Consider the following 12114-nt stretch of genomic DNA (forward strand, 5'->3'; position numbering starts at 1 on the left):
AATAAACTAAGGCTTAACTAACCGCTTGCCTACTAAAGTTAGCATAACCCCAGCAGAGAGGCACAATAAGCCAACAAATTGCAACCAGGCGTTTTCTACACGCTCAACAAATCTAGACCCTTGAAAACGATAATGTCTTCTGCCATCAGTTACCGATTCGGTGTAAGCGCCTCCTCTGTAATCTGAGAAAAGCTCCGTTTTTTTGTCTAAACGTTTCGCCATGGCAAGCTCAACTTGCTCCACAAATTCAAGATCACTATTCTTACTATGAGGAACAAGGAGAAAGCGCCACTTTCTATATAGCTCCACGGGCTCACCGGCTTGCAATACACCCTGAGATTCATATTCAAACAGTCTTTCACTAAAAAATATCTGTTTGTAGCCACTCCAAAATAACCCGACACCGAGAGACACTAGCAAAATAGCGAATATCGCAAGTTGCTTATATTGCTTTTGTTTTGATTGTTGATGTTGCTTATACCAATACTCTATATCTGGAATTTGGCTTAATTCTTCACGCTTCCCTAGTGTTGAAAGGGTTTGCATACACTCATCTAAAGATAAATTGAGCGCCGTTAGCAACTTTCTAAATACCTCGTTAGAAGGCACGGATTTGTCGTTTTCTAGTTTAGATAAATAGCTTTGCTCAACACACATTTGCTCAGCTAGCTGGGGTTGGCTTAAGCCTTTCTGTGTACGGATCTGTTTAATAAAGTGTCCTAGTGTCATCACGGTCATCCTCGTTTATTGTTGTTGCGACCCGGCACATTCTTGGCAATTCCTTGATAAATACCAAGTTGAATATTTAGGAATAAGCATGAATATCATAGCATTACGAAATATTCACGGTTTGAATTGAAGTTTTGATTAAAACGCACAATAAACAGGCCCACGTCCAGATCAATACAATGCCTTTTGGTGCAGCCGTGCACGAAACTCACTGGGCGTACACGCCTTCAACGCTTGAAAACGACGATTAAAATTAGAAATATTATTAAAACCACATTGATCCGATATCACACTAATAGGAGAGGCTGAGCTAATTAATAGTTTACAGGCCTTGGCAATACGCAGTTGATTGATAAACTCCGTCACAGTTCGCTCCGTGCGCTTTTTAAAGAAACGATGAAAGTGATTGGTGCTCATGTGCACTTGCTGTGCAAGCTCATCGGCGCTTAATTTGTCGGTGTAATTATCATAGATATAGGCAATAACTCGGTCGAACTTGTCTTTCGCGGGGTCATGGCGGGCGTCAAAGCGAAAGCCGCTACTGGCTAAATGTTGATAATTCGATGTCGTCATCCGCGTTAACATTTCAAGCAAAAGCACAAAGCGCATTAACGGCTCGGCATCCGCGATTTGCTCAAACCACTTTTTCGCTTGCCTTGCGACTTCCACAGGAAATTTGACGCCACGGCGCGCTGCATTTAACAATTCAGATAAGCCATGTAATTCAGGATGCTGAGCCACTAAAGATTCCAACCAGTGTGCGGGTATTTGTGCAACATGGACAACGTGAGCGGAGTGATCCGGATTCGGTTTTGACTGCCAAGTATGTGGTAAGTCAGGGCCTAGGATCACCAAATCTAAGTCTTCGTAAGGGGCAATATGGTCACCCACATGACATACACCGACACTGTTGAGCGTCAAACAGATCTCATATTCCGGATGATAGTGCCAATTAAAGGGAATTTCGGGTAATTGATACAGGCAATAACGCCATGAACATCCAGGAGATGGTAGTACTTTCTCGTACATCGCTCGCATAGCAATTTCCTTTTACATTAATAAACTTATTTAAAATCGGCATGTTATAAACTTTAAAACAACTACTCATTACACTTAGTTGCACACCATGCAAATTCAATCACTAAACAATATTAATCTATCGAAATATAGCGACAGCCTGAAGTGCAGTGAAGTATTTTTGTCAAATTACGCTCATTTAAGCGTGAAAAGTATCATTAGTAGATAGAAATATACCGCTTAAAAAACACTCAAGGCGATACCCTAGCTTCTGCCAACAACAAATAGGAACAATGGGCAGAACAATGAAAACAACTAAGTTGAAGCAATTTAAATTGAATAAACTTGCCGCCATCGTGACAGCAAGTACCTTATCCCCCCTTTTACTCACCGCTGCACCATCAGCATTAGCCGAAGAACAAAGCGCAAAAGAAAATGTCGAAGTAATTGAAGTAAGAGGCATTCGCCGCTCGCTTGAAGCATCAATGAACACCAAGCGCTTTGCAGATGGTATTGTTGATGCTATCACCTCGGAAGATATTGGTAAGTTTCCCGACAAAAACATTGGTGATGCGCTACAGCGTATTTCTGGGGTTACAGTCGACCGCCAATATGGTGAAGTAAGTGGTGTTACTATCCGTGGTACCGCGCCCGAGCAATCGCGTATTTTATTAAATGGCCAATCGGTCGCCAGTACCGATTGGTATGATTTGGGTCCATCGACGCGTACTTTTAACATGGAGCTGTTATCAGCAGAGCAAGTATCGGCAGTTAACGTCTACAAAACGCCTGAAGCAAACCTTGAAGAAGGTGCGCTGGGTGGTACAGTGAATCTTGTCACGCGTAAACCTCTGGACTTAGATGCACACACTTACATGGTGTCAGCAGAAATGGGCCGATCTACCTTGTATGATGAAAATGATATAAGTGGCTCATTTTTAGGTAGCTGGAAAAGTGACGATGAAAAATTTGGTGTGCTCGCAGCATACTCTATTGAGAACCTGACTTCAGGCCGTCACGTTATTGAGTCCATTGGTGGCTACTATGAATATTTTGCGGCGGATCAAGACACGGGACAAGCATCTACAGTGGGCGCTTGGGCTATCGGCTCGCAAGCATTCAGAGCTGAGCGCGAGCGCACCAGCGCGCAACTTACCGCGCAATTTGCACCAAGCGATAACACCGAATTTGCGGTAGACTACTTTCGCTTTGAGTTTGACAATCCACATGTAAACCATAACTTTCTTACCGTAAGTGCCCGTGGTGCAGGTGCTGTTGATGTACAAAACAACGCTGCAGGCGGTACACAGCGTGCGCGTATTTTGCCAGCTTACGCGAACATTATATACAACCCCACTGTTCGTAACGCCGTAAACATGAAAGTCGATGCCTTAAACTTCAGTGGTAAATACGTCGGTGATACTTTCGAGGTAAGCGGTGTTATTGGTCGCTCAACATCTGATGGTGGTACACAGTTTGGTTCCTCAAGTTGGTGGATCCCGGCAACGGATGAGGGTGGAAAAATTGGCGATCCTGCCTTCCCTAATGGTCAAAATAGTACTGATGGCGGCTTTACTTACGATGCCACAGGTCCTTATCAAATTTGGTTTGATTCACTAGACCCAACCGATGCCTCACAGCTCAAATTTGCTCAGGAATCAAACTTCCAAACTACGGTCCAAGAGCATGAAGTGAGTTATGCACAAGCCGATATCAAGTGGATGCTAGAGCATGATTACTTCAAGAACATCAAAGCGGGTGTGAAGGTTAATAAAAACGAATTTGCACGTATCGCAATACAAAGAAATCCAGCGGATGTTGTTGGTTTTGTCCCTGATGGTAATAGCTTAGCTAACTGGAGTGATGGTATTTTTACCAATCTTCATTCGCAAACGGGCGGGCATATTCTTAATTCATACGCCAAGCTCGATGAAGATAAGTGGTGGGATTTTATCACTGGCAAGTATGAGGCGGGTGAATTAATCGAGCAGCAAGATTTTGGTAAAACCTACAATGTCGAAGAAGATATGCTCGCTATCTATGTGCAAAGTGAATTCAGCGGTGAAAACTTCCGCGGTAATATCGGCTTACGCTATGTGGATACAGAACAACAGTCCAGCGGCTATGTTGATAACACGGTCTTCGATGAAACGGTTGACTACGACAACTGGCTACCGAGCATCAACTTCGCTTATGACTACAGCGACGATATTATCATCCGAGCAGCCGCATCTAGCGTTATGTCTCGAGTTAATTACAACGACTTAAAACCAGGTCTAGCGATTGATGCCAACTTTGGCTCTGCCACCGGTGGTAACCCGAACCTTAAACCATACGAAGCAGATCAAGCAGATATTGGCATCGAATATTACTTTACCGAAGCTTCCTTGCTCTCAGCAGCCGTTTTTGTGAAGAAAATTGACAACGTTGTCTTTTCTACCGAAGCGATTGAATATGTAGACGGATGCGGTACCGATCCTTCTAAGTATGATCAATGCCGAGTCACACGCCCACGTAGTAACGGAGACGGTGACGTAACAGGGATAGAACTGCAGCTTCAACATAGCTTTGATAATGGCTTTGGCATTATTACTAACTACACCTACGTGGATAGTGAAACCACCACACCAGATAATGCAAAAGAAATGGTGCCGGGAGTATCTGAAAACTCATTCAACGGCTCGCTATTTTTCGAAAACGAGCAGTTCAGTGCACGTATCGCTTATAACTGGCGTAGTGAATGGATTGGTGTCGGTGCAGCACAAGCGGTGCGCAACGATAGCTACCAACAATGGGATGCATCTTTGGTGTGGCATGCAATGGAAAATCTGGATGTCAGCTTAGAGGGTGTAAACCTGACCAATGAGGTTATTCAATCTTACGACACCAACTACAACTTAACGCAGAACACCATTGAATTTGGTACGCGTTATTACCTTGGCGTCAGCTATAAGTTCTAACCTCGGAGCCCCAGTCGCTTACGGCTGGGGTCATTTGCCTATGAAAACTCATTTGCCTATGAAAACAATACAGTCACTCACCATCCTTGGTGGCGGTACAGCCGGTTGGATGTGCGCAGCCTACCTTGCAAAGCATCAACCCAATTTATCAATTACGGTGATTGAGTCATCGAGTATTGGCAGAATTGGCGTTGGCGAAGGCTCAACGCCACATTTGCAGCTTTTTATGCAAAGTCTTGGTGTGAAAGAACGCGATTGGATGCCCGCATGCCAAGCAAGCTATAAAACCGGGATCTATTTTGATAACTGGAATGGCGACAATGGCAGCTATTTCCATCCCTTCTTCTCTGAAATGGATGCAAAAACAGCGGAAGTCTACTTTGTCAACGCCAACGCCAGACGTCGTGGTAGCGAATATATAGATAAGCCCGAACATTACTTTTTAGCCGCAGTACTTGCCGACAAGCAACAAGCACCACTGCCACAGCGTCCATTACCAAGGGCGCTTGAGTACGGCTATCATTTTGATGCGCAAAAGCTTGCAGATTGGTTAAGGGCATTTAGCCTAGCGCGAGGCGTAATGCATATTCAAAGTACGGTGAGTAGCGTACAGCATCACGCCAAAGAAATTATTGCACTGACACTTGAGTCGGGTGCACAGGTGAAAAGCGACTTTTACGTCGACGCCTCAGGGTTTAACGCCCTGCTGATAGAGAAAACACTCGAAGTGCCCTTTATTTCCTTTGCAGATCAGTTACTCAATGATTCAGCTGTCGCGATTGCCGGCGATAAAATAAACCCGCTACCTTCAAGCACTTCAGCTATCGCGATGCCGTGCGGCTGGCGCTGGCAGATCCCGCTACAAGGCAGAACCGGACATGGTTACGTGTACAGCAGCGCACATACCACCACCGAAGAGGCTGAGGCTCAGCTGCGTCAAGCCGCGCAACTCGATAAAGGGCAAGCCAAACACCTCACCATGAAAGTGGGCATGATGACACGTAGTGTTGAAGGCAATGTGTTTGCTATTGGTCTCGCGCAGAGCTTTATTGAACCACTCGAAGCCACCGCGCTGATGGTCACAGGTTATAGCATTGAGTTATTGAATAGGCTGCTTTCACAACAGCTCGAGGTACAAGCCATCAATCAACAACTGTCAGATCTGGTGCTCGGTATTAAAGAGTATGTTCTGGCACATTACGCCACCAGCAAGCGCGCAGATACGCAGTATTGGCATGATGCAAAAGTCGCGGCACTGAGCTTAAGCGAGCTCGATGAGCTGCTCACACACTGGCGTAGCGGTGGTGATTTTGATGCTTGGCTCAACCAACACAGGATGTACTCTCCCTATATTCGTCCCAGTTGGTATTGCTTACTTGGCGGCATGGATCATCGCGATAGCACCTGCCAAATGCCCTTTGATCAAGCACCACAGCATATCGAACAGGCGGCCAAGGCCTATCTAACGAAGCTTAGTGATGAGCATTTTACTGCCCATACAACTGCACTGGAACAAATACAGCGAGCACAAGCATTCCGCGCATAACCCAATTGCGGGTGGTGGTGAGATTCCCCTTGATCTTTTTGTTTGTCTGCCCACAAGCGAGATCGCCACGCCATCACCTGCTCTCTAATGAAGGTGGAAATACAACATGAGAAAAAGCTACCTAGTGATTGCCTTAGTATTGGCAACCTTTTTTACGGTGTCCTTTATCACCAATATTTTAGGCGCGATTTTTCCAGCACTAATAGAAAGTTACAGCATAGGCCTAACGCTCGCGGGGTTTTTCCCGTTCGCCTTTTTTATCGCGTATGGTGTGATGTCTATTCCGGCGGGACTGCTAGTTCAGCATTTTGGAGAAAAAACCGTTATGCAGCTCGCATTTACCCTTGCTGCAATTGGCGCAACGACCTTTGTGCTAATGCCAACGTTTGCCATTGCCATGGTTGCGTTGTTTATGCTCGGCTGTGCCATGGCACTACTGCAAGTGGCTATCAATCCACTATTACGCGCTAGCGGTGGTTCAGAACACTTTGCCGTGCTTTCGGTGTTTGCGCAGTTGATGTTTGGTGCTGCCGCAACACTCGCGCCTCTGGTGTATAGCAAACTACAGTCTCAAGTCACCACCGCAGAGGGATTTGGCGGGGCACTTTCTGGTGTTATCCCAGCAGATAAAACCTGGCTAAGTATCTATGCGGTATTCGCTATCCTAAGCGTCGTGATGCTATTGCTCTCGCAATTTACGCCATTTAGCGCGGTACCCGAGCAGAAAAAGCAGCAGCTGAGCTGGTCACAAAGTATCGGTTTTTTTAAAGATAAAACCGTATTGAAATTTTTTGCCGCCATCGCCGCTTATGTTGCGCTAGAACAAGGTGTCGCGAACCTTATTTCCGTGTTTTTGCAGCAATATCATGGCCTAGACCCAGCCACCGAAGGCGCAAAAGTGGTGAGCGAATTCTGGTTATGCCTAACCTTAGGCTGTTTACTTGGACTGGCACTACTTAAACTTATTGATGCACAAAAGCTTTTGATTTTATTCAGCTCTGGCGCCGCTATCGCACTGCTAAGTGCATTATTCGGTAGCACTACCGTAGCGCTTATTGCTTTTCCAATGGTGGGATTCTTCCTCTCCATTATGTGGTCGGTCATCTTTGCTCTGGCATTAAATTCATTCAAAACCGGCCATGGCGCAATCACAGGGATTTTATGTACTGGGATCATTGGCGGTGCTTTTATGTCTCCCATCATAGGTTTTGCGGCTGAATTGAGTAACAACTTACAACTTGCTGCCCTGCTGTTACTACTGCCACTTAGCTATATTCTGAGTGTTGGCGTATGGGCTAACCCTTTGATTAAAAATAAAACTTTTGGCAATAGTCAAAAGACGCTGTCTCAACCTCTAAATGAAAATAGTTAAATTACGATGAATCACTCTTTGTTATGTATTGACTTGGGAGGCACCAAAGCGCTTGCGGCTTCGGTTACGCACACTCAGGTCGAGCAGGTACGCCAATATGCGGTGCCTAGTCAGGCCAACTTAGACCAAGTTAATGCCTTTGTTATCCGTTTAATTGAAGAAAACCTAACGACCGAAACAACTGGTATTGCGATTGGCGTACCAAGCACACTGGATGTGTGCAGCGGCACCGTGCTGACAACACAAAATATTCCTCATTGGCAAAATGTGCCTCTGAAGGGATTGTTAGAACAGCACTTTTCTTTGCCCGTTGTTGTCCATAATGACGCAAACTGCTTTGCATTTGGTGAATACTTATATGGTGGCCACTATGCCAACAACCTAATTGGCGTATGCCTTGGCACAGGCATTGGTGCCGGTTTTGTGTTTAACGGTAATTTATATACGGGTAACCATAGTGCTGCAGGAGAGCTAGGCAACTTAAGCTATCTTGATGGAATTATTGAAGATTATGCTTCAGGACAATTCTTTGGGCGACAAGGAATTGAAGGGAGGTGGTTGGCCGAACAAGCACGCAGTGGCGACCCATTTGCACTACAACAATTTGAGACTTTTGGCGGTCACGTTGGTCATGCACTCGCGCAAGTAGTCATGGTGCTGAACCCAGATGTCATTGTACTAGGCGGCTCCGTGACGCATTCATATGACTATTTTAACGCCGCACTTGAAGCCAAGATGCAGCAGTTGCTTGGCAATGCTTTATATCAATCCGTTCGTGTCATTCCAAGCACCTTAAATCACGCGCCACTTGTAGGGGCATACGGATTGTTTCAACACAATAAAATTAACCATGATAACAAGGAACTAGCCAATGAAGTTTAATCGGCTTATGGCCCTACTTTTTGGGGTGTCGTCACCCCTTTATGCGCTCGACCAAACCGCAGTAAACTGGTTAGGCCAAAATCTTGATGTAAAGTACACCTTGCTTGATAGCAAGCCGAGCACCTGCCCCAAGGCACAACAAAAGTGTTATTACTCAGAGCTGAGCTTTAGCGTAGCTACAGAAAATACCAAGGCAAATAATGACTTTGCTATCTTTTTTAGCCAACTGATGCCGATTTACCATGTTGAGGGCGATAACTTTGCCATCACCCATATCAATGGTGATATTCACAAAATCACGCCTGCAGCAGGGTTTAGTGGGTTTTCAAGTACTCCCACTACCGTGCGCTTTTATACCAAGGACTCTCAGGTTACACGCTCGGAGTTTATGCCAAATTATGTTGTAACGGACGCGCAGCTTAAGCTCACCCCACAAGTGATCAAAAGCACGCAAACCCAGCGCGATAACGACACAGGACTTGAGCTACAACCTTATCTGACGCCATTTGATACGCTCAACCAGCTGCAAACCAGCAGTAAAGATGACACCCCGTGGATGGGCAGCGAATACTTATATCAACATCAAGTGCAGCCAACACTTGATGCTGCAATTGGGCTGATACCAAAACCTAAACAACTGACAGTGCTGTCCGATAAACGACTCAATCTAGCAGTCGGAATTAATCTGCAACTTTCAGGTATTTCAGCTGATGCTATCGCCATGGCACAACAGCGACTCAATACCCTCGGGGTAAAAAGCACCAAGGACGGACTTGTAGTTAATGTCGCTGTAAAGCCAAATAAACAATCAAGTCCACATTATCAACTGACGGTCGGCAAAAATAACATCTCAATCCAAGCCAATAACAGCGCCGCTGCATTTTATGCGCTACAAAGCCTTGCAGGACTATTGGATATCAATGATTTGAGTATTCCCATGGTGGATATTATTGATACACCAAGGTATGACTTTCGTGGTTTACACGTCGATGTTGCCCGCAACTTCCGCTCCAAAGCCTTTATTTTACAAACCATTGAACAGATGGCAGCGTACAAGCTAAATAAACTGCACCTTCATTTAGCGGATGATGAAGGCTGGCGCTTAGCCATCGACGGTCTTGATGAACTCACCTCTATCGGCGCTTATCGCTGCTTTGATTTGACCGAAACTCGCTGCCTATTGCCGCAATTAGGCGCAGGGAATGATAAAAACGCGCAAGTGAATGGCTTTTACTCTGCAGAGGATTATATTGAGATCCTGCGCTATGCCAAGGCGCATCATATCGAGGTGTTACCCTCATTAGATATGCCTGGTCACTCACGTGCTGCAATCATCGCCATGGAGGCGCGATATAAAAAGCTGACGGCACAAGGCAAACCAGAGGATGCACAGCAGTACCGGTTAGTAGAAGCTGCTGACAAGACGCGTTATAGCTCCATTCAACATTACAACGACAACACGCTAAATGTCTGTATTGCAAACACTTACACCTTTATCGACAAAGTATTAAGCGAAGTAAAAGTGCTGCATGACCGTGCAGGTGTACCACTCAACACTTACCATATAGGTGCAGATGAAACCGCAGGTGCTTGGCTAGAGTCGCCGGCTTGTAAAAAATTGCAGGCAAGCGTGAAAGATTTTACCAACTTTAACGGTTACTTCATTGAGCGGATCGCAAAGTTACTTGATAAAAAAGGAATACAGGTTGCAGGGTGGAGCGACGGTTTAGGTGATGTACGTGCTGCAAATATGCCAGCAAACGTACAGAGCAATGCTTGGGCGACATTAAGCGAAAACGGGCACGCGGTCGCGCATCGCTTCGCCAATCAGGGCTGGCAGGTTGTCTTGTCTAGCCCTGATGTAACCTACTTTGACTTTCCATATCAATCTCACCCAGAAGAGCGTGGTAATCACTGGGCAAGTCGCGCTATCGAAAGCAAAAAGATGTTTGAATTTATGCCAGACAACCTCCCTGCGCATGCAGAGATCTGGAAAAATACCAATCACCACGCCTACATAGCTAACGACAGCGACTCATCACTAAACAAAGGGGTTAAGTTTGCCGGGCTACAAGGGCACTTATGGAGTGAAATGCTGCGCAGTGATGCACAAGCCGAATACATGCTTTATCCACGGCTATTGGCCCTTGCAGAGCGAGCATGGCACCATGCCGAGTGGGAATTACCGTACCAAGCAGGTCGTATATACAGCCAGTCTAGCGGATATTTTACGGCTAAGCTACAGGCGCAACGTGAGGCTGATTGGCAACGATTCGTGGCTATTTTGGGCCTTCAAGAGCTGCCTAAATTAGCACAAGCCGGAATTGAGTTTCGCATCCCTGTCGTCGCCGCAAAACAGCTATCTGGAGCAAAACTCGACGCTTTTACTGCCATCCCGGGTTTTGTTATCGAAGCACAGCTTGAAAACGGCAACTGGGTGCCCTTCAATACCTCACTTAATCAAGTACAGGCGCTTAGAGCAGCGCAGCCAAACTCCGGCCGCAAAGGACGAGCTTTGAGTTTAGAGAAAAAATAACGAATAAGATCGACATGTGATGCTAAGCCCACTTAGTGCTTAGCATCTCTATCACCATTATCAGACGCAAAAGAACGTTGAAAAAATGTAACTAATAGCAAAATGTTGAAAAAGTAAGCAATATGTTTTAGCTTGGTTGTTATGTTGCTTTTTTGTTCATTTAAGAATAAATCAGATGACATAACTACGACATAATGAGCTCAATCAGAGCCTATAATTTAGAAGGAATACTGAAATGAAATTATCGTTAAACAAGAAGAAAATCAAAGCCCTATCAGCTGACAAGCAAACTGTACCTGCCGTAATGACTCCACAGGTTGCAGGCGGTGCGCTTCGTTTCAGCCAAGACAGGCTAACGCATTGTGTTGCCAATACGTGTGGTCGCCATACTTGCCCTGATATTTACTAATCGAGAGCAAATAACACAGTTCGGTGCCTCCAAGGAGGCACTTTAAGGCTTACTTAAATCTAACCTCTTTCTCACTTTTCGTGTAAACACGCGACTCAGGTTGAGTCCACTCGCCGTTTTTCATATATTGTGTCGACACCGTAAATTGACCACTCTCAAATTTACTGGTTGATTTCACCTTTGTAATGCCATCTTTATTATTAATGACATCTTCGTAAGCCACAAACTCGGTCTGGCTAAGGACTTCCATCGTTCCTTGGGTGTAAAACCCTGCCGTCGTAAAATAGTAAAACACTAGGCTGTTTTTACTTTTATCCCAGAAAATTAATGACTCGCCGCCGTACATGCCATCGTTGATTGAATGTAAGGTACGAATGGCTGTGCCATTTAAAGCTCGTTCCCAGTGACTTACATCCTGCATCTTTGGTTTATCTGAAGGCACGTCAAAGTCCGATTGCCAAGTACCAAGATAAGGTGTAAACACCGAGAGTTCTTCACTTAATTTTTCATTAGCCCAAGATAGCGTACTGAATACTACCAATATGGCAAGTCCGAACTTTTTCATCATTTTTATTTCCGTTGATTGTGTCTCACTCAGTATAAATCCTCATGCGTAGGTTGCGTACTTAAGGTAAACCTGTCGCTCCCTAATTGGTAAAAAAA

General features: G+C 45.3%; 9 protein-coding genes. 6 read left to right on the forward strand and 3 right to left on the reverse strand.

Features of this window, described 5'->3' with window-relative positions; genetic code table 11:
- Positions 1–6: 6 nt before the first annotated feature.
- The gene (locus tag NH462_RS13015) at positions 7–729 is read right to left on the reverse strand and encodes a helix-turn-helix domain-containing protein (protein ID WP_010377632.1); all 723 of its coding nucleotides are present in this window, start codon (positions 727–729) and stop codon (positions 7–9) included.
- 171 nt (positions 730–900) lie between these two features.
- Positions 901–1767: an AraC family transcriptional regulator gene (locus NH462_RS13020; RefSeq protein WP_010377630.1), complete on the reverse strand. Its 867-nt coding sequence runs from the start codon at positions 1765–1767 to the stop codon at positions 901–903.
- A 284-nt stretch (positions 1768–2051) separates the two neighbouring features.
- Here NH462_RS13020 and NH462_RS13025 point away from each other — a divergent pair, with 284 nt between their 5' ends.
- The 6 genes from NH462_RS13025 (at position 2052) to NH462_RS13050 (ending at position 11451) form a co-directional block, all read left to right on the forward strand.
- Positions 2052–4706, forward strand: a complete 2655-nt coding sequence (locus NH462_RS13025) for a TonB-dependent receptor (RefSeq protein ID WP_253105935.1) — start codon at positions 2052–2054, stop codon at positions 4704–4706.
- Positions 4707–4746: 40 nt separating this feature from the next.
- Positions 4747–6252 (forward strand): tryptophan halogenase family protein, encoded by a 1506-nt coding sequence (locus tag NH462_RS13030; RefSeq protein ID WP_017218578.1) that lies wholly within the window; start codon positions 4747–4749, stop codon positions 6250–6252.
- A 106-nt stretch (positions 6253–6358) separates the two neighbouring features.
- Positions 6359–7624, forward strand: a complete 1266-nt coding sequence (locus NH462_RS13035) for an MFS transporter (protein ID WP_253105937.1) — start codon at positions 6359–6361, stop codon at positions 7622–7624.
- Positions 7625–7630: 6 nt separating this feature from the next.
- Entirely contained in the window at positions 7631–8506 is an 876-nt protein-coding gene (locus NH462_RS13040; protein ID WP_253105939.1) for an ROK family protein, read from the forward strand.
- On the forward strand, positions 8496–11042 hold the full coding sequence (locus NH462_RS13045; RefSeq protein WP_253105942.1) for a family 20 glycosylhydrolase: 2547 nt from the start codon (positions 8496–8498) through the stop codon (positions 11040–11042). The genes NH462_RS13040 and NH462_RS13045 overlap by 11 nt, the downstream gene beginning before the upstream one ends.
- Before the next feature lie 235 nt (positions 11043–11277).
- On the forward strand, positions 11278–11451 hold the full coding sequence (locus tag NH462_RS13050; RefSeq protein WP_017218574.1) for a hypothetical protein: 174 nt from the start codon (positions 11278–11280) through the stop codon (positions 11449–11451).
- Between the two features lie 49 nt (positions 11452–11500).
- Here the strand turns inward: NH462_RS13050 and NH462_RS13055 are convergent, their stop codons facing one another.
- Entirely contained in the window at positions 11501–12019 is a 519-nt protein-coding gene (locus NH462_RS13055) for a hypothetical protein (protein ID WP_253105944.1), read from the reverse strand.
- Positions 12020–12114: the final 95 nt, after the last annotated feature.

This window comes from Pseudoalteromonas sp. OANN1 (assembly GCF_024124685.1).
In the GTDB taxonomy this organism is placed as follows: Bacteria; Pseudomonadota; Gammaproteobacteria; order Enterobacterales; family Alteromonadaceae; genus Pseudoalteromonas; species Pseudoalteromonas piscicida.

What these genes read in the sequence shown, in the direction of transcription:
- NH462_RS13015 (WP_010377632.1), bottom strand. Translation starts at nt 729, where the DNA reads ATGACACTAGGACACTTTATTAAACAGATCCGTACACAGAAAGGCTTA.
- NH462_RS13025 (WP_253105935.1), top strand. Translation starts at nt 2,052, where the DNA reads ATGAAAACAACTAAGTTGAAGCAATTTAAATTGAATAAACTTGCCGCC.
- NH462_RS13030 (WP_017218578.1), top strand. Translation starts at nt 4,747, where the DNA reads ATGAAAACTCATTTGCCTATGAAAACAATACAGTCACTCACCATCCTT.
- NH462_RS13020 (WP_010377630.1), bottom strand. Translation starts at nt 1,767, where the DNA reads ATGCGAGCGATGTACGAGAAAGTACTACCATCTCCTGGATGTTCATGG.
- NH462_RS13035 (WP_253105937.1), top strand. Translation starts at nt 6,359, where the DNA reads ATGAGAAAAAGCTACCTAGTGATTGCCTTAGTATTGGCAACCTTTTTT.
- NH462_RS13050 (WP_017218574.1), top strand. Translation starts at nt 11,278, where the DNA reads ATGAAATTATCGTTAAACAAGAAGAAAATCAAAGCCCTATCAGCTGAC.
- NH462_RS13040 (WP_253105939.1), top strand. Translation starts at nt 7,631, where the DNA reads ATGAATCACTCTTTGTTATGTATTGACTTGGGAGGCACCAAAGCGCTT.
- NH462_RS13055 (WP_253105944.1), bottom strand. Translation starts at nt 12,019, where the DNA reads ATGATGAAAAAGTTCGGACTTGCCATATTGGTAGTATTCAGTACGCTA.
- NH462_RS13045 (WP_253105942.1), top strand. Translation starts at nt 8,496, where the DNA reads ATGAAGTTTAATCGGCTTATGGCCCTACTTTTTGGGGTGTCGTCACCC.